This is a genomic window from candidate division WOR-3 bacterium (assembly GCA_016867815.1).
In the GTDB taxonomy this organism is placed as follows: Bacteria; Hydrothermota; Tepidihabitantia; order Tepidihabitantales; family Tepidihabitantaceae; genus UBA2258.
This window is the reverse complement of the sequence record VGIR01000028.1, coordinates 1-24223: the sequence shown is the minus strand read 5'-3', so window position 1 is coordinate 24223 and position 24223 is coordinate 1. Positions and strand designations below refer to the sequence as shown.

Annotated in this window: 16 protein-coding genes and 1 tRNA gene; 7 read left to right on the top strand and 10 right to left on the bottom strand. The window is 62.2% G+C overall.

Annotated elements, in window-relative coordinates; translation table 11 throughout:
* Nucleotides 1-5 precede the first annotated feature (5 nt).
* The 7 genes from FJY68_06090 to FJY68_06060 all read right to left on the bottom strand — a co-directional run bounded on the left by FJY68_06090 (nucleotide 6) and on the right by FJY68_06060 (nucleotide 8031).
* Nucleotides 6-2825: a TonB-dependent receptor gene (locus tag FJY68_06090; protein ID MBM3331409.1), complete on the bottom strand. Its 2820-nt coding sequence runs from the start codon at nucleotides 2823-2825 to the stop codon at nucleotides 6-8.
* 8 nt (nucleotides 2826-2833) lie between these two features.
* Complete coding sequence (locus FJY68_06085) at nucleotides 2834-3904, bottom strand: hypothetical protein (GenBank protein ID MBM3331408.1); 1071 nt, start codon at nucleotides 3902-3904, stop codon at nucleotides 2834-2836.
* Nucleotides 3905-4019: 115 nt separating this feature from the next.
* Nucleotides 4020-5786, bottom strand: coding sequence for a T9SS type A sorting domain-containing protein (locus tag FJY68_06080; protein MBM3331407.1), 1767 nt, complete (start codon nucleotides 5784-5786; stop codon nucleotides 4020-4022).
* A gap of 91 nt (nucleotides 5787-5877) precedes the next feature.
* Nucleotides 5878-6516 carry a TonB family protein gene (locus FJY68_06075; protein MBM3331406.1) on the bottom strand — a complete coding sequence of 213 codons (639 nt, stop codon included), beginning with the start codon at nucleotides 6514-6516 and terminating at the stop codon, nucleotides 5878-5880.
* A 2-nt stretch (nucleotides 6517-6518) separates the two neighbouring features.
* Complete coding sequence (locus FJY68_06070) at nucleotides 6519-6944, bottom strand: biopolymer transporter ExbD (protein ID MBM3331405.1); 426 nt, start codon at nucleotides 6942-6944, stop codon at nucleotides 6519-6521.
* Nucleotides 6941-7408, bottom strand: a complete 468-nt coding sequence (locus FJY68_06065) for a biopolymer transporter ExbD (GenBank protein MBM3331404.1) — start codon at nucleotides 7406-7408, stop codon at nucleotides 6941-6943. Before FJY68_06065 ends, FJY68_06070 begins: the two co-directional genes overlap by 4 nt.
* Before the next feature lie 2 nt (nucleotides 7409-7410).
* Complete coding sequence (locus tag FJY68_06060; protein ID MBM3331403.1) at nucleotides 7411-8031, bottom strand: MotA/TolQ/ExbB proton channel family protein; 621 nt, start codon at nucleotides 8029-8031, stop codon at nucleotides 7411-7413.
* Between the two features lie 198 nt (nucleotides 8032-8229).
* Here FJY68_06060 and FJY68_06055 point away from each other — a divergent pair, with 198 nt between their 5' ends.
* The 5 genes from FJY68_06055 to FJY68_06035 all read left to right on the top strand — a co-directional run bounded on the left by FJY68_06055 (nucleotide 8230) and on the right by FJY68_06035 (nucleotide 15661).
* Nucleotides 8230-9771, top strand: coding sequence for an insulinase family protein (locus FJY68_06055; protein ID MBM3331402.1), 1542 nt, complete (start codon nucleotides 8230-8232; stop codon nucleotides 9769-9771).
* The gene (locus FJY68_06050) at nucleotides 9711-11111 is read left to right on the top strand and encodes an insulinase family protein (GenBank protein MBM3331401.1); all 1401 of its coding nucleotides are present in this window, start codon (nucleotides 9711-9713) and stop codon (nucleotides 11109-11111) included. Before FJY68_06055 ends, FJY68_06050 begins: the two co-directional genes overlap by 61 nt.
* A gap of 108 nt (nucleotides 11112-11219) precedes the next feature.
* The gene (locus FJY68_06045) at nucleotides 11220-12176 is read left to right on the top strand and encodes an MBL fold metallo-hydrolase (protein ID MBM3331400.1); all 957 of its coding nucleotides are present in this window, start codon (nucleotides 11220-11222) and stop codon (nucleotides 12174-12176) included.
* The gene (locus FJY68_06040; protein MBM3331399.1) at nucleotides 12176-14335 is read left to right on the top strand and encodes an acetate--CoA ligase family protein; all 2160 of its coding nucleotides are present in this window, start codon (nucleotides 12176-12178) and stop codon (nucleotides 14333-14335) included. The genes FJY68_06045 and FJY68_06040 overlap by 1 nt, the downstream gene beginning before the upstream one ends.
* A gap of 9 nt (nucleotides 14336-14344) precedes the next feature.
* Nucleotides 14345-15661 carry a hypothetical protein gene (locus FJY68_06035; GenBank protein ID MBM3331398.1) on the top strand — a complete coding sequence of 439 codons (1317 nt, stop codon included), beginning with the start codon at nucleotides 14345-14347 and terminating at the stop codon, nucleotides 15659-15661.
* A 69-nt stretch (nucleotides 15662-15730) separates the two neighbouring features.
* On the opposite strand, the gene FJY68_06030 is transcribed toward FJY68_06035, so the two are convergent.
* From FJY68_06030 to FJY68_06020, 3 genes are all read right to left on the bottom strand, one after another.
* Nucleotides 15731-18364 (bottom strand): hypothetical protein, encoded by a 2634-nt coding sequence (locus tag FJY68_06030; GenBank protein MBM3331397.1) that lies wholly within the window; start codon nucleotides 18362-18364, stop codon nucleotides 15731-15733.
* A gap of 959 nt (nucleotides 18365-19323) precedes the next feature.
* A tRNA-Ala gene (locus FJY68_06025) sits at nucleotides 19324-19399 on the bottom strand.
* Nucleotides 19400-19568: 169 nt separating this feature from the next.
* Nucleotides 19569-22199, bottom strand: coding sequence for a cation-translocating P-type ATPase (locus FJY68_06020; GenBank protein MBM3331396.1), 2631 nt, complete (start codon nucleotides 22197-22199; stop codon nucleotides 19569-19571).
* A 433-nt stretch (nucleotides 22200-22632) separates the two neighbouring features.
* Between FJY68_06020 and FJY68_06015 the strand changes: the two genes are divergently transcribed.
* Nucleotides 22633-22791 carry a hypothetical protein gene (locus FJY68_06015; protein MBM3331395.1) on the top strand — a complete coding sequence of 53 codons (159 nt, stop codon included), beginning with the start codon at nucleotides 22633-22635 and terminating at the stop codon, nucleotides 22789-22791.
* 447 nt (nucleotides 22792-23238) lie between these two features.
* Nucleotides 23239-23610: a hypothetical protein gene (locus tag FJY68_06010; protein ID MBM3331394.1), complete on the top strand. Its 372-nt coding sequence runs from the start codon at nucleotides 23239-23241 to the stop codon at nucleotides 23608-23610.
* Nucleotides 23611-24223 lie beyond the last annotated feature (613 nt).

The window sequence follows — 24223 nt, the reverse complement described above, 5'->3', positions numbered from 1 at the left end:
ACCTCCTAGAATTCAAGCGTCACGCCCAGCTTGATCTGCCGGGGCGCGCCCCAGTTGGCCGGGTCGTCAACAAAGTCAAGATAACCCATCTTGTAGGCGACGTATTCCTCCTGGTCGGTGATGTAGCCGTCGTGGTTATGGTCGCGCACCGCATTGTACTTGGAGGTATTGAGCAGGGTCACGTCCGGGTCGAGAATCCAGTTGGCGGGCGAGTAGGTACTGATGTAGCCGTCGTCGTCGGGCAGGCCGGTGGCACCGTAGACCCACTGCACGGTCTGGTTGTTGAACAGGTTGGTGACCGTTACGTTCAGGCCCAGCCGGAGCCCCCCGAGCCGGATGAACTTGGACGCGTGGAGGTCGGCATTGAGCCGCCCCTGCATCCGGGCCGAATTCCGCTCCGCCGTCTGGCGCCCTGCATTCAGCTTGCGGATTTCTCGCGGCGTGTAGGGCAGGCCCGACCCGTAGCTGAGCATGATGGTGCCGCTGACATCGCGGGCCGGGATGAAGGTCACGTCACCGGGGAGATCGCACCCGAGGCTGACCTTGGCGTTGTGCCGCTCGTCGAACTCGAGAGCGTAGTCGCGGCGGGGCGGCTCTAACTCGAGGCCGGTAACCGGGTCCACACCATAGCGGTAGCGCTCATAGTACCACTCGTAGGTCGAAGACGCGGTCCCGCGAGCCAGAGACAGACCGTAGGAAACGCGCGCGGTCCAGAACTGCTCGAGCGCCTTCTGCAACCCAACTTCGAACCCGCGCACGCTGCCGTACTCCTCGTTCACGAGCGGGTAGTACCCCATCGGCACCGCCTCAGTGAACCGGGTCCCCATCAGGTCGAAGATGTCTTTGTAGTAGGCGGTCAGATCCGCTACCAACACCGGTGTCAGTTCCTGTTCGAGACCCAGTTCGTAGGCGATCGTCTGCTGCGCCAGAAGGTCCGGATTGCCGATGATCTGGTTGCCGCGCGAGTAGGCCGCGGTAGTGATATTGTTGTATAGATACTGGTAGGACGGAGTCTGAAAGAAATGCCCGTAGCTGAACCGGAACTTGGTCTCGGCAGCAATCGGGAACGAAACCCCGAGCCGCGGCGAGAGCTTGAACTTCTGCTTCGCCTTCACCAGGGTCGTGTCCTCGATGTCGGTCGGGTCGGCCCGCTTCCACGCATCCGGGTCCAGGTAGTCGAACCTCAGCCCTGCCCGCACAACCAGGTCCTCAAAGTCCATCCGGTCCTGCACGAAAACCGCCCCAGTGAGTGGGTGCACGTCATAGGAGTCAACGAACGGGTCCGGGTCCCAGGGCAGTGAATTGTAGCGGCGACTGAGGTAGTTCTGGCGCGCCTCGAGACCGACTTTGAGCTCGTGCGTCTTGCCGATGTTGTGAGTGATATCTCCCTTCAGTGTGACTACATCCGCCCAGTGCAGCAGGAAGCCGCGGTAGTCGCCTGCGCCATAGAAGAGGTTGTACACGCCCCAGGGATTCCTGGTGTTGGACTTCGACTGCTCGACGTATCCGGGCATCGGATGGAAAAGCACCGAGGTATCCTTGAGGACCGTATCCTCAGCCTTGAAGATGTAGTCTTCCCAGAAGCGAAGCGAGTAGTTGCGCTCGGTCGCCTCGCGTTCCAGGTCGCGCACCGACTGGCCGCGGCTGTCGCCGAAGTAGCCGAGTCGCACGGTGTAGAACGTGCCCTTGGTGAGCATGTGGTTCACCGAGATGTCGGCCTTCTTCACGCGCTCGCGCCGCGACAAGAAATGGTCGAGGTTGTACTTGAAACCGAGATGGTTCTCGTCGTCGCGGGTGTAGGGGTAGAGACCGTACTGCTCGCGCGACACGAAACCATTGGCGGTGATGCGCATGCCCTCCTGCAGCGGCAGGGCGTAGGTCAGTTTGAGCGTGCCCTTGTAGTCCTGCCGGTCCTGGTGGGAGAGCCTGTAGCGCATCGGGTTGTAGTCGTCACTGAAGTAGAGCTCGCCCGACACGAAGTAGCGCAGCCTCCCAAGACCGGGCGCCGTCCCGCCGACCGAGGCCTCATAGCGGTTGTCACCGAAGTTCAGCCCTCCGGTGAACAACTCATCCGTGATGTACCCGAATCGGCCCTGGGTCACGTCCTTACCTTCTTTGGTGATAACCTGGATGATACCGGACATTGCCTCGCCGTACTCGGCGTCGAACCCTCCGGAGATGACAACCACCTCGGCAGTTGCCTCGGGGTTGACCCGCGCCGCCTGGTATCCGTAGAGTGGGTCGGACGTCGCGACTCCATCCACGAAGTAAGCCACCTCGTCCGGCCGTCCGCCGCGCAAGTGTTGACCGTAGGCGGGGCTGGTCACAATGCCGGTCTGCATCCTGACGATGTCGGCGAGCGACTGGACCGGCAGCTTGGATATCTGCTCCGCGTCCATCACCTCACCCGAGGATGCGCCGGTGCGCACGATGTTCGGCCTGGTGCTCTTGACTACTACCGCCCCGACTTCGATGCGCCCGGTGCTCAGACGAAAGTCCTCGGAGACGGTCTGGTCGATGATGACCAGTACGTCGGTCAGCTGCTGCGACTGGTAGCTGATGTAGGATGCGGTCAGCGTTACGGTCCCGACCGGGACGTTGGCGATGAAGTACTCGCCGTTCGCGTCCGTGGCCCCGCCCAAAGGCGTGCCGTCAACCATCACGCTGGCGCCGACCAGCGGCTCGCCGGTCGCGGTATCACTGACCCGTCCTTGAATCCGTCCGGTCTCAGCCGCCGCCGGCAAGGACAGACTGGCAAGGACGAAAGCCATGAAGAGAAACCCGGACTTCGTCCTGCGGGCCTTGAGCTCTGTAAATGTCCTCATCTCGCCTCCTACCTCACCCGCACTGGTATGGCCCAGGTGGTACTGACGTGGGCGGCGTCCTTGTAGGCATAGGATGACCGCGGCACAACCTCGATGTATACACTGTGGTAGCCGGTATCAGCAAAGCTGAAGCTCCCGGCGCCACGCAGAGCCCCAGATGTGATGTCGGTCCGCGTCGTGCCGACCGAGAGGAAGAACCGGTTCCGGTCAGCCGTCGTGTCGACCGGCGTGCCGGTGTTGACCGTCACGTCAACCAGTTCGCCCGACTGGACCTCGTAGAGCGAGTCGACTGACCGCAGGTTGTAGAGCCCGCGGCCGTCGGTACGCGGTGCATAGAAGAACGTGTCGACCCGACCCGGACGCGCCAGCACGACCGTGGTCACACTCGGGGCGTCCTGAGGGCTGGGGCAGAATGCGGCAAATCCGGTCATGCGACGCAAGTGGTACGTCGCGGCGCCGCTGTCCTTGGGCAGAAACAGGACCCGGCGCGCGGTCCAGTCGAAGGCCTTCAAGGTCTCCCGCGGTGTCGTGAATCCCACCAACTCGGATGACAGGACCCGCCAGACAACGGTGCTGTCGGGTTGGGTGTCGGGCCGGAAGGTGACCTGCCAAAGGCTGTCATAGCTGAAGCGGAGCCCGGCTCCCTGTAGGCTGTCCCAATAGTCAACCTGGCAGAACGTATCGATCATCGCAATCGTGTCGACCGCCACGCCGAATTGGTACACGTCGGCGTGCACGCTCTCGGCCGGCTCCGGCCGCACCGACAGCAGGTGAGCAAACTTGTAGAGTGTCAGACCCGTGGTCGAGGTGCTGTCAGCCGCGGAAAGACCGACCGACAGATCCAGCGTGACCGGGTTGGACAGCGCCCGCTTCCCATCGAGCACCCCGCGCCAGCCGGCCAGCTCCGTCCTAACGCCGGCTGTGTCCGCGGTCCGCCACCACTGCCAGTCAGCCGGCGGCTCAGACCCGCAACCAACGCAGGCCAGCAGCGCCGCTGCAGCAAGCAGACCCAGCCGTCTGGATTGTCTGACTCGGGATAGCCGACGATTTCTGACTCGAGCACCATGATCTGCCCGCACATTGCCTCCCTGTTTGTGAACCGTGCGGAAGGCAGGCCTCGGCACCGCGCCTCACCCCCGCCGCACCGACCCCAAAGAGGCGGGGCGGGCATTGCTGCCCGCCCCGCCGTAGCTACTAGTCTGCCAGAATCAGTTTTCTGGTTATCGAGGCCTTGCCGCTCGTGAGCGTGTAGAAGTAGACGCCGGCAGCGGCGTTTTTCGCGTCCCACGTTGCGGTGTAACGGCCGGTAGCACGACGTCCCGAGGCAAGAGTCTGGACCGGACGTCCAGCAGCGTCATAGACCACGAGCGAGACCTTGCCTGCCTGCGGCAACACGTAGGATATGGACGTGCGCCCTCCGAACGGGTTCGGCGTGGCGGCAACCTCCAGCCGGACGACAGGGCTGACGGGCGACTGCTCTTCAACACCCGGTGGCGGAAAATCGGTGATTGCCACCTTCTGGACCACAACCGGGTTGGGGGTAGCCGGACCCTCGCTCTGCACGAAGAAGCCCGCAATGGCATCGTCTTCATACAGGATACAGACGGTATCCGGATCTGAACCACCATCAATTGCCAGATCGATAACCGCCGGGAACCGCATCGAATGAGTGCCGGCATCGGTCAACTTGAGCGCTTCGCCCCAGGTGACACCGTTGTCGTCCGAAAGCGCGGCGAAGATATCGGCACGCAGGCGTGACGTCGTCTGTTCTACGTTCAGGCCGTCGAACTGCTCCCAGGCCACAAACAGGTTGCCGTCGTCATCCTGGCCCATGCTCGGCCGGCAGGCGTACGTCGCGTTGTAGCCGACCGGAGCACCGAGGCTGTCGGCCGTCGCGATATGGATGCGGCTCCACGGCTCGGCATTGTCCGGGCAGTAGTGCCAGATCTGCGATGGGATGATGTAGCCGGTATCGTTCACCATCGGTATCAGGTTGGCCACGACGTGGAACTTGTCCTGCGCATCGTACCACGGGAACAGCGATGTGATGTGGAAACTGGTCAGCGTGTCAGAACCGTTGCCGAAGGCAACCGGCGGAACCAGGTTCGACGGCGTGTCCCAGGTGATACCGCCATCGGTGCTGTGCGACTGGTACGCATCCTCCGGCACATTGGTGGAAATCTCCCACACGAGAGAAACCTTGTTCGACGCCTTCGAGGCGGCGATGTTGTGGGTGGGGAAACCAGGGGTCGGGGCAATCCCCGTCACCGGAGTCGTGAACGTCGGCCACGCGCCGGACGCGATGTGACTGTAGCTCAGTGCGTAGGCATCGGTAATGGGGAAGATGTTGATCTTGCCATCCTGACCTACGGCAACCGGCGGCCACTGACAGACGCCCAGGACCGGCTCGCCGTCAGCGTACTCGAAGATGCCGGCGCCCGGGGCTGCATCCCTGGCGACTCTCGGAGTTATGCCGCCAGTTCCCGAGGTGTGGGAACCGACAATCGCGTTCCCGGTAGCCGGGTCGGCCTGCATGTTGCCGTATCCTGCCCGCTTGTCGAACACGTTCACGCCCGACTGCATGTAGTCCGTATCAACCCAGTTCCAGGCGTCCGACGTGATATCGTAGAAGTTGTACCGCATGTTGCGATCCGGGAAATCCGTGCCGGTGGTCGCGGTCGAGTACATCCAGAGCGCATGCACTCCGAACGTCGGCGAATTCACGATCGCGGTCAACCTCGGACCGTTGGTCCACCAGTCATAAGTCGTGCCGCCGATTGTGTCGAGCGTGCCCACCAGGGCCTTCATCGCCACGTCCGGCTGCCCCTGGCCTGCCGGCACAGGCGCTACGGTCGCCTGCGCAGTTCCGTTCTCCGGCGCGAGCGCCGTGACCGGCTGTGTCGTGCCCGCCGCCAGCGCCAGAATCGGCACCAGCAAGGCCAAGCATAGTACGTTTCTCATCAGACTCCTCCTAGGTTGTGGTTTGTCAGCATGACCATCGGCCCATGGCCTGACGGCTGCTACTTTCGCTTCTCGCCTCGTCAGTCTCACCCTAGTTTGACAGCGTGAAGCGGAACGGAATGGAAACCCATACCCGCACCGCCTTGTCCCGCTGCTTCGCCGGGGAGAATTTCGACCTCATCGCCGCGTCCACCGCGGCCTGGTCCAGTGACGCGTTGCCGGAAGGCTTCAGAATGCGCGCGTCGGCGACCGCACCATCCGTGTCGACCAGCGCCTCAACCACCGCCTGGCCCTCAATACCGGCGGTTCGGGCCATATCCGGGTAGGTCGGCACCGGGATGTTGATGGGTTGGGGCTTCACTTCTACCTTCCAGAATGGCACGACCGGGATATCAGTCTCGTCGGTCCGTTTCACGACTTCGACGACGTCCGTTGCGTCGATGGTTGTCGCGGTGACTTCTGCCTCATTCGCCGCCGCAACCGGCACGACTGCCGGCTTCACGGGCTCAGCCGGCTTTTCCAGTTCCTGAAGAGTCGGCGGCAGTGTCTCGGTTATGCTCTCAATCGACTTCCTCAGCTTGTAGGCTTCAACGATGAACTCCTTGGGAAGAACAAGAAAAGCCAGAATGGTGAAGGCAAACGCGGCGACCGTGGCTACACGGATCGCCAGTCCGTAATACCTGTCTTCCCACTCCAGCGCGGCGATGCTGCTGCTGGTACTCATTGCCATGATTATCCTCCTCCGCCCCCCATCTCGTAGTTGGTGGCGAAAGTGACCTTCAGTGCCCGGGCGGCCTTGAGTGCCTCCAGCACGTCGGTGACGTGGCCGTAGGGAACATCCTTGTCAGCCTGCAGCACAACGACCAGGTCCGGGTTCTCAACCACCCGCTCGCTCATGACCGGAGTGACCGCCGGGATCGTGACCAGATTGTCATTCACCGAGACCTTGCCGGTCTTGTCCAACCAGAGGCTGTGCGTGTTCCGTTTCTTCAGTATCCGCTCTGTGGACATGGCGTTGGGCAGTATCACCTTCAGGCCCTGCGAGGCGCGGAAAGTCGTGCCCACCATGAAGAAGATGATAAGGAGAAAGGCGATATCACCTTGAGACGCGGTCGGTATGTCCGGCTGCGGCCCTCTTCTCTGGGCTATCCGCTTCATGGACCACCTTCCTCTCCCATATCCGCCACGTGGAGCAGGCTTATGCGACTTGCCTTGGCCAGCTTCAGTTGATCGAAGACGTCGATCATCACGCGGTACGGCGCGCCCCGGCTGACGCGGAGCGAGATCACCAGGTCCTTGTTCGCTGCCAGCCTGTCGACCACCAACTCGCGAAGCTGCGGGACATCAATGTACTCCGCCTTCTGTGGCTCGCTTGCCAGGCTGACTTGAACCTGTCCTTGCGAGTTCACGCCCACATTGAGAAGGTTCTGGGGGGGTAGCTTCACCTGCGACTCCTGCCCCGGAGGGGTTGGTTCCGGCAGGACGATCTTGAGGCCCTTCTCCTTGGCGAACATGCTGGTGGACATGAAGAAAATCATGATGAGGAAGGCGACGTCGCCGGTCGAGGCAGTCGGGATGCTCGGAGCGCCTCCGCCTCCCTTTTTCCTCAGGCTTATGGCCACGGCTACTCCTTCAGCAGTCCCCTGGCCATCAGGAAATCAATCAGCTCACCGGAGGCGGTCTCCATGTCGCGCAGGTAACTGCTCACTCGAGTACTAAACAAGATGTAGAAGATGGACAGCGGTGCCGCGACGATTAGGCCCCACTTGGTGGTAATCAGCGCCTCAGCGATGCCGGACGCCACGACGGTCGCTTCAACCTCGCCGACCGCGGCGACCGCCTTGAACGCACCGATCATCCCGGTTACCGTACCAAGGAATCCGAAGAACGGCGCCACCGTTGTCAGCCCGGAGATCAACGCCATGCCCCGGTCGAGGAACGCCAGCTCGCTGGCGCCCGTACGCACGATGGCATCCTCGACCACGCCCTTGCCCATATCCACTTTCTCAAGGGCCGCGGCCAGAACGCGGGCAGCCGGGCTCTTTGTGCTGTTGCACATTTCTATGCCGGCCTTCACGCCGTTCTTGCCGATAGTATCCATCAGCTCCTGACCGAATCTCTTCACGTTGAGACGCAGGCGAAAGGTCAGCGTGTACGCCCGCTCAATGGAAAGCGCTATGCCCATCACGGCGCAGATGAGCAGGAACCACATTATGTCGCCGCCGTCTTTAAACTCCTGGATCACCAACAGCCTCCGTTTGGTTAGCTTCAGAAACTCGAGCCCGAATCACTGTAGTCAATCGTCGCTCATTGTCAAGCGACTGCTACAATCCCCGCGCCCAGCGGGGACCCAGTAGAAGCATACCCGGAAAAACCCGGCTGGCAAGACCGGCAATTGATACCAGACCGAACTTGATTCCATGGTATTCAGGCTACATACTATATGCCTTGGCGTTGGATTCCGAAGTTGGAATTCCGCGCGTTGCGGATCGGTCACAGCACGGTCAGTGGGATCGCGAGAACCGGCCGGGCATGGGCCAGTTTCAGCAGAACGACCGTGGCGCGAACTCCGCACCCCAGACGCCGACATCAGTGTAGTGGTGTAGTTCGTCCTAAGAAGAGACAAAGGTGGCAAATGGACCCTGAGAAACACGGCATCCGGCATTCTGTATTCGGCCTGACGCTCCTGGCGTCACTGGCAGCCATCCAATTGGCTGCTGCCTCCGACATCGAGTCACGGGTCTTCGAGTACGACCTGAAGAACGGACTCCATATCATCGTCTACGTCGACTCGTCGGCCCCGGTGGCGACGACCAGCGTCTGGTACAAAGTCGGTTCGTACGACGAACCGCTGGGCCACACCGGGCTTTCCCACATGCTCGAACACATGACCTTCAAGCACACCGACTTCTACAAACCGGGCCAGCTCGATCGTATCATCGACTCGGCTGGCGGCAACAACAACGGCTTCACATCGACCTACCTCACCTGCTACTACGAGGACTTCGCCAAAGACCGCTACGAACTGGCCATGAAGATCGAGGCTGCGCGGATGGGCACCTGCGTATTCCCAGACTCCGAGTTCGCCAGCGAGCACCAGGTCGTATCCGAGGAGCGGCGCCTGCGCGACAACCACCCGGCGGGCGAGCTGTGGGAGCAATTCGGCGCGACCGCGCAGCTCGTGAACCCCGAGCGCAACCCGACCATCGGCTGGTCCGATGATGTCCGCAACTTCACGGTCGAGAAGGTCCGGGAGTGGTACGCGCGACACTACAACCCGGCGAACGCACTCCTGGTTGTTGCCGGCGATGTCCGACCCGATGAAGTCCAGGCCAACGCCGAGAAGCACTTCGGCAAGTTGACGGGCCAACCGGTATCGCGCCCCGACCACTACAACTCAGAGCCGAAACAGAACGGTGAGCGTCGCATAACCATCCGCAAGCGCGTGCGCGTGCCCAGCCTCATCACAGGCTACCAGGTGCCCGGCATCCGCGACTCGGCCTGGTACGCCGGCGAGGTCGCCGGCAGCATACTCGGCGGCGGGGAGACTTCGCGCCTCCACAGGAAACTGGTCAAGGAACTTGGGCTGGCGACCAGTGTCTGGAGTGGCAGCGGAGTCAGTCGCGACCCGAGCCTGTTCCAGGTGGGCGTCACGCCCAAGGCCGAAAGCCTGATACCCCGAATTGAACGGGTCGTGCAGGCCGAGATGGACAGGGCCGGCACCGAACTGGCTACCGAGCGTGAACTGCAACAGGTGCGCAACCAGGTGCTGGCCGGCCAGGCCTTCAGGCGCGACAACATGTTCGGCATTTCCTACTGGCTGGCCTCGAGCCATATCCTGTTCGGCACCTGGCGCCAGGTCATCGAATACTCGGAACGCATCAACCGCGTGACCGCCGAACAGGTGCGCGACTACTGCGCCGCATGGCTGAAGCCCGACAACCGCACCACCGGCATCCTCATTTCCGCAAAGGAGGCCAAGTGAATCTCCGTCGATCCTCACTCGTCATTCTGACTTCTGCCTTCTGCCTTCTGACTTCTGCCTTCGGGCTCCCTTTGTATCGCGATTCCCTCCCCAACGGCCTCATCATCCTGACCTACGAGGAGCACCGGCTGCCGACCGCCTCGGTTTCGCTGGTCTGCCGCTCCGGCGCGGCCTTCGACCCGGAGGAGAAGTCCGGAACGGCGGCGATGATGTCCGACCTGCTCACCAGGGGCACGGCGACTATGTCCGGAGACTCGATCAAGTCGCAGGTCGAGTTCCTCGGGGCGCGGTTCTCGGGCCACGCCGGCGACGACAACTGCGCAATCGAAGTCCGGGTCCTGACCAAGGACATGGGGACTGCGCTGGATCTGATGGCCGACGCGGTGCTACACCCGGCGTTTGCCGTCAAAGAAATGGAGCTTGCGCGCAGCCGGATGATCACGGACGCGCGGGGCCTCTTTGACGACCCCGGCTCCGAGGTGAGCTACGAGTTCATGAAACTGCTCTACGGAGACCACCCCTACGGTCGGCTGTCTGGCGGCGACACGCTTTCGCTGCCGCTGATCAAGCGCGAAGACCTGGTCGCCTTCCACAACACCCACTTCCGCCCCAACAACTGTTTCGTCGTCGCGGCGGGAGACATCAGCCGCAAGGAATTCGTGGCGGAAATGGAGAGGCGACTCGGCGCGTGGACGCCCGCGCCCGTCCCCACGCTCACCGTGGCTCCGCTCACAATGCCCGACCGCATCCGCGCCAAGGTCATCACCCGGTCCGACATGAACCAGACGTACGTCGAGTTCGGCCACCCGGGCATCCAAGCCGATGACAAAAAGATGCTCGCCACGCGCCTCATGTCCTACGTCCTCGGCGGCGGGGCGATGTCGTCTCGGCTCGGAATCAGCGTGCGCGAAAAGGGCGGACTTGCCTATGACGTACGCTGCTGGTTTGATCGCAATCGGCTGCAGGGCGGGTTTCACGCCACGGTCCAGACCGCCGGACCCGCTGAAGCAATCGGGCTGATGCTTCGCGACATCAAGCTGATGTACGACTCGGGCGCAACCAGGAAAGAGCTTGAGAAAGCCCACAACTATTTCACCGGCTCCTTCCCGCTGACCTACGCTTCCACTGGCGGCAAGCTCGGCCAGGTGCGCACCATGGAGTTGTACGGCTACGGCATGGACTGGCTGGAGAAGTTCCCGGACAAAGTGCGCGCCGTCACGCTCGATGATGTCAACAAGACGGCCCGCGAATACATCCACCCGGGTCAGTACTGGATGGTCGTACTCGGCCCCGTGACAAAGGAAGACCTCGGCCTGACTGATGTAGAGTGGATTGAATAGCACCGTGGACTAGACGCATAACCGCCCGGGGCAACCCGGACGGTTCATTACAGTATCCGGTTCGGCTGCGGCTTGACCGAGCAGCCCTGACATCTACAATCTGTGCCGATGCGGCTAGGCGAGTTTGAGCTACACAGCTTTCTCGACGGGTTCTTCGGACTCGACGGCGGGGCGATGTTTGGCGTCGTGCCCAAACCCGTCTGGGAACGAACAAATCCGGCCGATTCCCGCAACCGAATCAGGCTCGCCTCGCGTCCGCTGCTCGTAGTCGCGGCGGCTGAGCGCATCCTCATCGACACCGGTATCGGCGACAAGTGGGACGAGAAGGCTCGTAGCATCTACAGCATAGAGAGATCGAGTACTGTCGAATCATCGCTGGCCCGTGCCGGGTTCAAACCCGAGGACATCACCAAGGTTGTGCTCACCCACCTTCACTTCGACCACGCCGGAGCCACCACCAGGCTCAACGAGCACGGCAAGCTGGTTCCCCGCTTCCCGAATGCCCGCCATTACGTTCAGCAGCGGGAGTGGGAGGCCGCGCTGACTCCGAACCGCCGTTCCCGCGCGTCCTATGTTCCCGCAGACTACCTGCCGGTGCACGAGGCCGGCCTTCTCCAACTGCTTGACGGTGATGTCGAGCTCGTGCCCGGTCTCAGGCTTGTGCCAACCGGCGGCCACACGCCCGGACACCAGATCGTCCTGATCAAGGACAATTCAGAAGTCAGAAGTCAGAAACCAGAATCCAGAATTGGGGACGCTGAACCCCTGAACCCCGGAATCCCAGGACCCCAGAACCCCTTCCGAGGCCGGACCGCCGTCTTCTGGGGCGACCTGATTCCCACCCGTTCACATATTGCCACACCTTACATTATGGGGTATGATTTGTCTCCGCTCGAGACAATGGAGCAGAAGGAGAAGCTCGTACAGCAGGCCATCGCCGGTAAGTGGCTGTCGTTCCTCGAACACGACCCGGAGTACGCCTGCGGTGTCATCGAAGAGGAAGATGGAAGGCCGGTGCTGAAGCCCCTGTCGCGCAGCCCCGGCCAAACGTCAGGAGGTGCATGATGAGAGACTCTCCACCCGTCGTCAATCGCCAATCGTCAATCGTCAGTTCCCTGGACTTCATCTTCAAGCCCCGCTCGGTCGCAGTGGTCGGCGCATCCAATCGCGACGGCTCCGTCGGTCGCGTCTTGTTTGCCAACGTCCTCTTCGGCGGCTATACCGGCGTCGTGTTCCCGGTAAACAAGAGGCAACGCAGTGTGCTCGGAGTCAAGGCCTACGAGTCTGTACTCGGCGTTCCGGACGAAGTTGACCTCGCGGTCCTGATTGTCCCTGCCGCGTCCGTGCCCACCACCCTCGACGAGTGCGGCACGAAGGGAATCAAAGGCGCGATCATAATCTCCGCCGGATTCAAGGAAATGGGGCCCGCCGGCGCCGAACTCGAGGCCGCGGTGCGAGAACGCGCCCGCTCCTGTGGCATCCGGCTCATCGGACCCAACTGCTTCGGCATCATCTCCGGCTCGCCCGGCATCCGTCTGAACGCCACCTTCGGCCCCTCTATGCCGGCTTTCGGCAACATCGCGCTCGTCTCCCAGTCCGGCGCAATCGGCGTGAACGGGCTCGAATACGCCATCGCCGAGGAAGTCGGGCTCTCCAAGTTCGCCTCCATCGGCAACAAGGCCGACATCAACGAGTGCGACCTGCTCGCCTACCTGCGCGACGACCCTGAGACCGACGTGATAATGCTCTACCTCGAAGACCTGTCAAACCCGGCCGAGTTCATGCGCCTGGCCCGTGAGACCACGTCCCGCCCGGAACGACCCAAGCCCATACTCGCCATCAAGGCCGGCCGCACGACCGAAGGCGCAAGAGCTGCCTCGTCTCACACCGGTGCGCTGGCCGGGTCGGACGCTGCCTACGACGCCTTCTTTGCCCAGTCCCGCATCCTCCGAGTTGACACCCTCAATGAACTCTTTGCCAAGGCCGTGGCGCTTGCCTACCAGCCCACACCCAAAGGCCGCCGCGTCGCGATACTCACCAACGCGGGCGGAGTCGGGATAATGGCCACCGACGCCTGCGTTAGAAACGGCCTTGAGCTTGCTCAACTCACGCAGCACACCCGCGACAGACTCAGGGAAAACCTGCCGGTGACGGCCGCAACCGCCAACCCGGTAGACGTTATCGGAGACTCGGACGAGAAACGGTACCGGGCCGCGCTGGAACTCCTTGTCGCGGACGAGAACGTTGACGGCCTCATCCCCATCTGGACTCCGACCCTGATGGCCGACTCCGCTGTCGTCGCAGGCATCATCGCCGACGTCGGCCAGAAATCCGACAAGCCCATCCTCGCCTGCGTCCAGACCCTGACCAACACCCAGGCCGTGCGCCGTCAACTTCTGCGCGACAAGATACCGCACTACCAATTCCCGGAGAACGCAGCCCGTGCCATGGCCACGATGGCCGACTTCGCCCAATGGAGCAAACGCCCCCAGGGCGAAGTCCGCGACTTCGCCGACGTCAAGCCGGAGGTCGTGAGGGAAGTCCTGAAGCACGTCCGTTCCCGACCCACCCTGTTCGTGTCTGAACCCGAGGGCCACGAAATCCTCCGCGCCTACGGCCTGCCTGTTCCGGCATCGAAGCTGACCAAGACCCTCGATGAAGCATTGGCCACGGCCAAGGACATCGGCTACCCGGTCGTCCTGAAGATCGTCTCCCCCGACGTCCTGCACAAGACAGAGTTCGGCGGCGTCCGGGTCAACATCGCCAACGAAACCAGGCTAAGAGAGGAACACGCCAGCCTGCTCGCCGGCGTGATGGCCAAGAAGCCCGACGCCGACATCTGGGGCGTGCTGGTACAGAAGATGGCGCCCAAGGGGACCGAGACGATTCTCGGTATGAACCGCGACCCGCACTTCGGCCCGATACTGATGTTCGGTCTCGGCGGCATCCTCGTGGAAGTCCTGAAGGACGTGACATTCCGGGTCGCGCCCTTGAACGATATCTCCACCGACTCGATGGTCAACGGCATCAAGGCGGTGAAGATACTGCAAGGCTATCGCGGCGAGGCCCCGCGCGACGTCGTGAAGATAAAGGAATGTCTGCAGCGCCTGTCACAGCTCGTTACCGACTTCAAGGAAATCAGCGAGCTCGACATCAACCCGCTGCTCGTGTACGAGGAAGGCAAAGGCGCTCTCGTCCTTGACGCCCGTTTCCTGCTCAAGTGATCTCAGGGACTGCCACCGCTTTCGTCCTACGAAAACGGTGGCTGTACCCAATCCGGACCCGGACTGTATGACCGCAACCTGACAGGAGGTGCATTGAAGAAGTCAGTCCTGCTGTTAATCGCCTGTCTCGCCGTCGCCCCGGCCTCAGTGCTCGTCGAGTCGGCTCCGTACACGACCGCCCTCGGCTACACAGTCGAACTGCCCGACAACTACGACTCGACGGGAACCTACCCGCTCATCGTCGCCATCCACGGCTACGGCGACCATATGGGAGCCTACGTCGGCACGAACACCCAGCTCTGCCCCGAAGGCGCAATCGGCTTGTATCCCGAAAGCCCGTTTCCGTTCGAGAACGAAGGCAAGATCGGCTGGACCTGGTGGCTCTGGGCCGACTCGGCATCAGGCATATCCCAACAGTCGACCAAAGAACAGAGCATCAATTGGATACTCTCCTGTATTGAACGAGTCAAGGCGAGGTACCGCGTAGACACCAGCGCCGTTTTCCTCTACGGCTTCTCGCAGGGCGGCATGCTCACCTACGAAATCGGCGTCCGCTACCCCGGGCTCTTCCGCGGCCTGATACCGGCCGGCGGCCTGCTCGACCTCAAGTTCGACTCACTCCACCAGTTCGATACGCTCTGCCGCCGCCTGCCGCTCCGCGCCCTGCACGGCGCCTATGACGATGTCATCGAGTTCAAGGCGGACGAGGCATCTATTGACACCCTTCGCAACCGCGGCATGCCGGCCGAACTGCTCCGCTATCCGGCCAAGCACGAGATAACGCAGGAGATGACCGAGGACGCCCGCGACTTCGTCCGGTCACTCGTGTCCCCCGACCCCCGTCCCTTGCAGCCGATCCCGTCGGACCTCGCCGCCGCGTACCTGACCGACACCAGCCTCGACGCCCGCACCAGGTTCATCTACCAGCTTGGCTCGCGCCGCATAGACGGCGGGGAATCGCTGCTCACTGCCGTGATGAAGGATCGCTCGGCCCCGAGCAAGCTGCGCCAAACCGCCTACTCCGCTCTCATCAAACTTGCCACGCCTACCGCATGGCAGACCGTGAAGGCGGCTCAGAGAGTCGTCTGCGCCGACCGCCTTGTGCCTGATGGCAACGGCGAGAAGGCCGGTCTCAAGCCGGACGATGTCATTGTCAGATACAACCGCAGAGCGGTGAAGAAGACCAGCGATCTCCGCGACGCCATCGCCGCGGTCAAACCCGGCGTCAAAGATGTTGCTATGGTGATCGAGCGCGAAGGCAAGCGCCTCACGCTCCGTCTCCCGCCCGGCCGCATCGGCGTCTACCTCTCCGAGCGCGTCAGGTAACCGCAACCTCGAATACAGCGAGGCCGACCCGAAGGCCGGCCTCGTTCGTTGATTGTCGGTCGGCTCTCGCTACCTTGCGATGATGACCTTGCGGACGGTGGCGTTCGGGCTCCGGTCTTCGGTCTTCGGTCCTCTGAGGAAGTACACCCCCGGCGCCAGCGCCCGCACGTCATTCGCCCCGGACTTCAGACTCATCACCTTCCGCCCGCTGATGTCCAGCAGCACGGGTCTTGGGACACGATCCGAAACGTCGGAGGTATCGGTCATGTCCCGCGGCAAGAACAGCACGCCGCGGACGATTGAAGCTCCGCCTGTCGCTCTCCTCGACAACCAGCTTTCGGCCTGCTCCACTCCCGGCACGTCTCCGAGTCTTGCCCAGAGCCGGCGGTTGCCGTAGTACGTGGCCGCGGCCGTGTCCGTCCAGAAGTCAAACAAGAGCAGCAGCTCTGGGCCGCCGCCATATGCCACGTCGTACCCGACGCTGGCGTCGGGACCGGACACGGTCACCGCGAACCAGTCTGAGACGTGGCTGACATTGCCTGCCGTGTCAACTCGGCCGGTGGCGATTGCCGTCGTACCCAATTCCCAGCGGCTCCAGAGCACTCTGAATCCGGCCCCGTCTGAGGTGACTCTGGGGCTCTGCTCCTCGCCGCTATTCTCAACGACCGCAATGCCATTCGTATCGAGCACCGTACCATCGGCACTCACCCGCGTGCCGAAGATGTCGGGCTTGGTATTGGGCAACCGCGTATCCACCCAAACGACGAGATAACTCGTCGGCCCGCTCGCAACCGCCGGGTACCTCTGCTCCCCTGTCGCGCCGCTGACCAGGAACCGTGGCTTGGTAATCACCCCATCACGGGCTATGAGCGCACCATAGATGTCGTATGGGCCCTGCAGGGAGAAACCACTTCCCCAAACAACGAGATACTCCGTGTCCGCGAAGCATAGCTTTGGCCACATGTCTTCACACGTATCGACAGATACCGGGAAGCCACCCGGATCGAGCACGACGCCACCCGGGCTGACGCGCGCCGCATAGATATCGCCGTCAGTCCCCGTGCGGTAGTCATACCAGACCAGGAGGAAGTTATGGCCGTCAAAGCTCACATCAGGTGAGTTCTGGTACAACGACTCATCGCAGACGAGTATTCCGTCCATATCCAGCACCTGGCCGTCTCGACTCACCCTCGCGCAGTAGATGTCCGCGCCTTCAGCGCTCCGATTGTCCGCCCAAGCCACCAGGTAGAGCGAGTCCCCGAACCCGGTCGCCACATTGCTCTTGGCCCCCGGCGCATCGCTGACCGTGAATCCGACCGGATCAAGCAGGGTGCCGTCGGCCGCGATCCGCGCGGCCTGAACTACCGTCTGGCCCTGTGGCCGCGTCTCAGTCCAAGCTACAAGGAAGTCAGTGCCGTCGGAGGCGCCGCTCGGGCCGGTCTGGGCGTCCGCCCCAAGGGGAAAGAAGATTCCGGAATCCAGAACTGCTCCATCCGGGCTGATTCGCCTGCAGCATACGTTGTCGTCATGGGTGAGGCTATCGTAAGCGCAGAACGCGACCAGGAAGTTCCTATGGTCCGCGGCCACACTTGGATACGTGCAACTGCTGTGAGGGGGAGCGGGACGAATGGGAACTGAATCGAGCGGCACCCCGTCAGCGGTCACCCGTCGCCCGCACACAGTGCCGGCATTCATGACCATCGTGTCTGTCTCTTGCCACATGACGAGAAAACTCGTCCCGTCGAACCCGACTGAAGGGAACCAGTCACGAAACGGGCCACTGGACAACTGCATGCCCGCCGAGTCGAGGATGCTGCCGGATACCGAAACCCGGGCTGCGTAGATATCAGGCCGGCCCATGCCCTCGGACCATGCTGCAAGGAAGCAAGTGTCACCAAACGCAAGCGCGGGCCTTTCCTGCCTCATTGCTGAATCGCGACGCAAGAAGATGGCGGTATCCAGCAAGACCCCGGCCGCAGACACTCTTCTTGCCTTGGCGGTTGCCCAGTTGCTCGAATCGTACGACGTCCAGGCCACCAGGTAGACTCCCTGCCCGAACGCAACCGTGGGGAACATGTCGCGCTGTGAAGGTACCTGTGCCACAGGCAGCGGGTTCGTGTCAAGCACCTGCCCACTAGCGGTCAGCCGGGCGGCGTAGATGTCACGGTCCGATCCCCGGAAGGTCGCCCATACGACAAGACATGTCGAGTCGCCGTCGAAGGCAGCCGCCGGCCAGGCCTGGTTGCTGTCACCTTCAAAGACTGGTAGTGAGTCGGCCAGCGTACCGGCCGAGTCGAGCCTCGATGCCCAAATGCGGCTTGGCGCGCTCCTCGAAGTCCAGACGGCCAAGAAGCCAGAGCCTGTTCCCACGATGGAGCGGGTCAGTCCGCCCCTCATGTAGGAGTCGTGGCCGACCAGGCCTCCCCAGGTCTCCAGCAGGCTGCCGTCAGTGCTGATGCCGTTGGTGTAGACAGAATAGCCGTACCCCCACATCACGCGCCAGCCGTTGCCGTTCGACGCCGCACTATACGAACACTGCGAGCCTGCCGCCGGTATGAGAACCACGCCGGTATCAACCATGAAAGCGTCTCCCAAGCACTGGGGTTGGTGACTCACGCCCGAGAACGCCAGTGCGTCGCCGCTAACGAGCAAGCCTACTACGGCGCAGGCGGACGCTACGTGAACAACTGCCCTTGCTGACATGTATCCTCCTCTTACAGACTGGCTTCGGTCTTAGCAGGACCATGGGGCAGACCCGTGCGGCTCACGGGGCATCCGCTCCGTATGCATGACCTCATAGCTAGTGCTCCTTGTCAGGGTGTGGCACATAGACGGAATGTCGACCTCGTCGAGCTACCACAGAAGACGCGCAAGGGGGCGAGCGCGAGCCCGCCCCCTTGTTCGCGGACTACTTGTAGCCTTCCCAGAACGGTGCGTACCACCGATGTGTACTATTGCCGTTGCACACGGCCGAGTCAACGTCACAAGGTGAACTGCACGACGGGCAATTCCTGTCAGGGGGACCAACGTAGTTGTCCGTGTAGTAGGCTGTATTCGAAAAGACGCCACATGTGGGGCACGTGTAGTACGCGGTCCCGCGGTCGGCGAGACTCCGCAGAGCGGGCAATCCCAGATCCACTCCGCCGCGACGGCTACTGCGACGAGCAGCACGACGCCGAGCACGGCGGCTATTGCAGGTCCGCGCTTCATGGTTCCTCCCTATTCCGGGGCAGGTATTCTACGGCAACAGGCCCTGTCCCGACCGGCATGCTGCCAGCCGCCTCCGGGTCAGCCACTGCTGACCTGAAGGCCAGCACCCTATGTTACCCCTACCCAATCACCTGTCAACTGGCGGGCTTTGCCGCTACCGACGCAGGAGCGGACGAGGCCGACCCGAAGGCCGGCCTCGTGCATGCTGAGCCATCAGACGGCACCGCCTCGGAGGCGAGCAGCGATAACCCGATGTTCCCTCTTGACATCCTCTGTCGCTGATGGAGCTGACGGAGCCGCCATACGCAACCTTCTAATCCGAGCTTGGTGTCTTGGTGGTGAGTGTCCGAGTCCAGTCTGGTCGCCGGCCGCAAGAGTGACGGGGCCAGCCCGAAGGCCGGCCCCGCCGGGTTCAGCGATAACCCGATGTCCCCTTTGACATGCTCTGTCGCTGATGGAGCTGACCAGAGTCGAACTGGCGACATCCGGCTTGCAAAGCCGGCGCTCTCCCAGCTGAGCTACAGCCCCGCGCGCGCTATGCGCACGCTTATCTTATTCGATGATGGGCCGGAGTCAATGCGAAGCGGAACCGAATACAGCCACGAAAGCACCAAATCACGAAGCGGCCGGAATCCTCACGCACAGATATCCGTTTCATCCTCTTTCGTGACTTCGTGGCATGAATGCCGGATCCGAGTCAGGAAGACCGACGCGGCAGCAGGTGATTGCGGACGTACTTGAAAACCTCGAACCAGGCGATGCTCATGACTCCGCCGCCAACGCAGATGAGCAGGTCCGTCGGGTGCAGCGTGGAGAACCTGAACAGGCCGCGCAGGAACGGGACGTAGAGCGCCAGCGCAAGGAACGCCAGCGCGCCGACAACAACGTACCAGAGCGACCGGTTGGGAACCCGGATCGAGCTGACGATGGTACGCGACCACGAGCGGTTGGTCAGTATCAAGCCGAGATTCGCAAGAACCAGGGTCACGAAGGTCAACGTGCGTGCGTCGTTCTCGCCCAGACCACGATTGAGGGCGACGGCGAAAACCGCCAGCACGATGAGCAGCACCCACAGCCCCTGCAGCAGGGCTAGGCCGACCGTCTTGCGGTCGAACAGCGGGGCGTCCAGCCGGCGCGGCGGCCGGTCCATCACTCCGCGCTCTTCCGGCTCGGCCTCGAACACGACCGAGCAGGCGGGGTCGATTATGAGTTCGAGGAACACCACGTGCACCGGCAAGAGGACCAGCGGCCACTTGAACAGGATGGGGATCAGCGACATGCCGGCGATCGGCACGTGCACGCTGAAGATGTAGGCAAACGCCTTCTTCAGGTTGTCGAGGATTCTCCGGCCCTGGCGCACCGCCTGCACGATGGTCGAGAAGTCATCGTCGAGCAGGACCATCGCCGCCGATTCGCGCGCCACGTCGGTGCCGCGACCGCCCATCGCGATGCCGACGTGCGCGGCCTTGAGCGCGGGAGCATCGTTCACGCCGTCGCCGGTCATCACGACGACCTCGGAGTTGGCCTTGAGCGCGTTGACCAGCTTCAGCTTCTGCTCAGGTACGACCCGGGCGAAAATGTCGGCGTCCCGGACCCGCGAGCGCAGCTCGGGTTCGCTCATCTCCTCCATCTCGGGACCGGTTATGACGGTCTCAGGGCTGGCAAGGCCGATCTCGCGCGCGATCTTCGAAGCCGTGCCGGCATAGTCACCGGTAATCATCACCACGCGGATGCCCGCCCGGTAGCAGTTCTCGACCGCTGACTTGACTTGGGGCCGGACCGGGTCAGTGAATCCGACCAACCCGATGAGTTCGAATTGGAAGTCATGCTGTTCGGACGGCAGGCCGGCCAGCGTGAACCGGGCCCGCCCGACCGCGAGAACTCTCAGCCCATCTGCCGCCATGACGTTCACCTGCTCCGAAAGTTCCCGGGTCTGCTCAGCACCAAGATGGCAGAGGTCGCCAATCGCCTCGGGCGCGCCTTTGGCCGCGATGACGTAGTCGCGTCCATCCGGCGACTTCCAGACCCGCGACATCGCCATCAACTGCCGTGACAGCGGGTACTCGCGCACCAGTTGCCAGTCCGGGTGGAGATGCTCGGTGGTGTTAAGCGCCCGCTTGCCCAACTCCGAGAGCGCCTTCTCCATCGGGTCAACCGGTATCTCCTGGCTCGCGAGCATCGCGTACTCAACCGTCTCATGGCACTCGTCAGGAAGAGCCGTGGCCGAGACGCCGTCGATATCACAGAACCGCCCCCGGCCGTAAAGCTTCCACACCGCCATCTTGTTCAAGGTCAGCGTGCCGGTCTTGTCCACGCAGAGCACCGTGGCCGAGCCGATTGCCTGTATCGCCTGCAACCGCCGGGTAAGAGCCTGCTTCAAGGACATACGCCACGCACCCAAGGCAAGAAACACGGTCTGCACGACCGGTATCTCCTCGGGAAGCAAAGCCATGGCCAGGGTCAGACCGGCAAGTAGTCCCCCGAGCAGGTTACCGCGCGTTACCAGGTAGAACACGACCACCAGCGCGCAGACGATGAGCCCCGCGCTGGCGAAGTTCCGCACCAGCCGCCGGGTTTCGACCTCCAGAGGTGAACTCTCCTGCTTCTCCTCCTGCAGGGTTCTGCCGATCTTTCCCATCTCCGTGGCCAGCCCGGTCGCGCGCACGCGCGCCACGCCGCTGCCCTGCACGACGACAGTGCCGGAATAGACTCCGGGCTGGTCGTCCCCGCCCGGCCTTCCCAGCTTGCCCTGCGGGTCGCCGGCAATCTTCCGCACCGGCATCGATTCACCAGTAAGGAGCGACTCGTCCAGCATCAGATGATTGGAGTCGAGCACGATGCAGTCAGCCGGCACCCGGTCACCTTCAACCAGGAGCACGATGTCGTCCGGCACCACCTCGCGTCCCGGGATACGTGTCACCTCCTCGTCGCGGAGCACCAGCGCGCGCGGGCTCGCCAGATCGCGCAGGGCGTCCAGCGCCCGCTCGGTCTTACGCTCCTGGTAGAGAGTGATACCGATGATGACGAAGACGAACCCGAGCAGCATCGCCGCGTCGCTTGCCTCACCCAGAATCAGATAGATGATGCCCGAAGCTAACAGAAGGAGGAACATCGGCTCGCGCAGGACGTCAAAGGCTATCTGCCAGGTACGACGGCGACTCGTGACCGGGAGTTCGTTGTATCCGGCAGTCCGGAGTCGCTGCTCGACCTCGGCCTTGGTGAGCCCTACAAACCGCTCCCGGGGACTGCCACTGCCTCCGGCCGACGTAAACAGTGGCTGTACCCGGTCCACAGAGGGTCGTGGGCGTCCCGAATCACTGTTCGCCATAAGAGTGGGACAAGACTATGCCGCTACCATCGTACTGAGTCAAGCAAGGGGAGGCAGCGTTGCACTGGACAATTCAGAGTCCAGAATCCAGTAACCAGAGTGCAGAATAGCGGACACTCCAGAACGCAGGGCGTGACCTCTGGCTCTCACCGGCAGTCCGGAAAGCAGGAGTAGGGAGACGGAATGCTGAAGTCCGGTAAGCGCAGCAGATGCCGCCTAGCCTGAGACTCCAGCCGATGCGTCGGAGAGCGGAACTCAGAAGGCATAACGCAGAACAGCCAACGGCTTGTCTGCTGCCGGCTGGTCTCCGACCATCCACGCAGCTCTGGTCAGCGTGAAGAGACCAGCCCGCGCCAAACCAGACAGGTAGTCGGCGAGTGAGACGAATCGCCCAGAACCAGAAGGACTCGCACCACAGGCATGGCATTGCCACCTGGTCAGCGTCACTGTCATCATCGCACAGACCATCTCAGCGACGGTCTCAGCAACCATCTCAGCCATCGTCCAGTTGACCATCGCCGGCACCATCTCCGCCACGACCGCACAGACCAACTCAGCCACCATCGCGGTCACGACCCACCTGACCATCTGAATGACCACCGCGCTGACCAATGGTGACACCATCTGAGAGTCGGCTTGGCAAACGACCACCGCCACGACCGCGCAGACGACCTCAGACTCGACCCCTGCAACCATCTACCTTACAGATTCTCAGACCGTCAGTGAGTCCGTATCAGAGACCGTAACCTAGACCGTCCCCGGGACGGTCCCCCAGACGATGACACAGACGCTTGCCTCTATCGAATGCCCATAGCCCTGTCTTGTATCTGTTGCATTCTCAAGCACTTAGACGTACCAGCATCGGATGTAACTCATGTGCGTCTAACTGGTTAAGAACGGACAGACGAGGCGCATGCAGGCATGCCCTGAGCCTGTCGAATGGGCTTCAGCCTGCCCGCTCCTTAGAGGGACTGATCCTGGACGGGGACTTTCCCTAGGGTCAAAGTGACGGCATAGGCTGCATGAAAGGAGCGCGGAAATGTCCGATGTTACGAGACGTATAGAGCGCTGGCAGAAAAAGTACAGTCCAGCGCAGGCCAAGGCGACTCTCGACCTTCTGCAGGAAGGTATGAGACAGCGCTACGAAGCTGCAACCGTGGAGATGGCCGCCATGGAGATGAAGGTCAAAGAAGTGCTGAACCAGCAGGGCGTCCACACCACCAACTACGTCCCCTATCTGAGCTATGCCCGCCAGCTTTGGAAGCTCTCGCGGCAGCAGCATATCACCGGCGAGAGCTTCGCCATGGCAAGCGAGGTCCTGCTCCAGAAATGGGCTGGCCGTGGCCAGAACCCCGACGTGCTTGCAGCCATCCGAACCCAGGTCTTCAACTCCCCACCGCCAACTCCATAGCATCTACCGCACCGCTCGGCTGGTGAGCTAGCCAGACGGCGCCCTCAGAAGAAGCAGGCTGCCCGCATTGTAGCGGGCAGCCTCTGTTCGACGGGTAGCTCGGCCTACTCGGTGAGTATCACCTTCCTGCTGAAGCGAGCGCGGGACATGACCGAAACGTCCGACGTTTCGGATCGTGTCCCAAGCGTCTGCCACGCGGACTGGTATAGCTTCCGCACCAGGGTCTACTCCGCTAGCACAACCTTCCTGCTGAACCGCTGGTTCTCACCCGCTAGCGTGCAGAAGCACACACCACAGGCACAACTGCGCCCCTTGGCGTCCTGTCGGTTCCAGGTCAGGTTGTAGTAGCCCGGCTTCTCCTCACCGTTGGCCAGTGTATTCACGAGCTTGCCATACCGAGCTGTCTGAGGAGAATCAGGAGACTAGAGTCAACGTGGGCCAAGACCAACTGCTCTTGACACGCTTCATGCTGAAAACAGGGAAGTGGAGCTTGTCTAAAAACCAGCTGATTCGTGCCTTTTGACGCATCCTTCGGTGTCTGACAACGTCTAATAGTTAGTGCGGTTTCCCCTGACAATCTGGTCTTCGGATGAAAGGAGTCACTGACTCATGC

Coding starts and splice junctions, on each gene's coding strand:
- FJY68_06090 (MBM3331409.1), bottom strand. CDS start 2,825: ATGAGGACATTTACAGAGCTCAAGGCCCGCAGGACGAAGTCCGGGTTT.
- FJY68_06080 (MBM3331407.1), bottom strand. CDS start 5,786: ATGAGAAACGTACTATGCTTGGCCTTGCTGGTGCCGATTCTGGCGCTG.
- FJY68_06075 (MBM3331406.1), bottom strand. CDS start 6,516: ATGGCAATGAGTACCAGCAGCAGCATCGCCGCGCTGGAGTGGGAAGAC.
- FJY68_06070 (MBM3331405.1), bottom strand. CDS start 6,944: ATGAAGCGGATAGCCCAGAGAAGAGGGCCGCAGCCGGACATACCGACC.
- FJY68_06055 (MBM3331402.1), top strand. CDS start 8,230: ATGCCTTGGCGTTGGATTCCGAAGTTGGAATTCCGCGCGTTGCGGATC.
- FJY68_06050 (MBM3331401.1), top strand. CDS start 9,711: ATGGCTGAAGCCCGACAACCGCACCACCGGCATCCTCATTTCCGCAAA.
- FJY68_06045 (MBM3331400.1), top strand. CDS start 11,220: ATGCGGCTAGGCGAGTTTGAGCTACACAGCTTTCTCGACGGGTTCTTC.
- FJY68_06040 (MBM3331399.1), top strand. CDS start 12,176: ATGAGAGACTCTCCACCCGTCGTCAATCGCCAATCGTCAATCGTCAGT.
- FJY68_06030 (MBM3331397.1), bottom strand. CDS start 18,364: ATGTCAGCAAGGGCAGTTGTTCACGTAGCGTCCGCCTGCGCCGTAGTA.
- FJY68_06020 (MBM3331396.1), bottom strand. CDS start 22,199: ATGGCGAACAGTGATTCGGGACGCCCACGACCCTCTGTGGACCGGGTA.
- FJY68_06010 (MBM3331394.1), top strand. CDS start 23,239: ATGTCCGATGTTACGAGACGTATAGAGCGCTGGCAGAAAAAGTACAGT.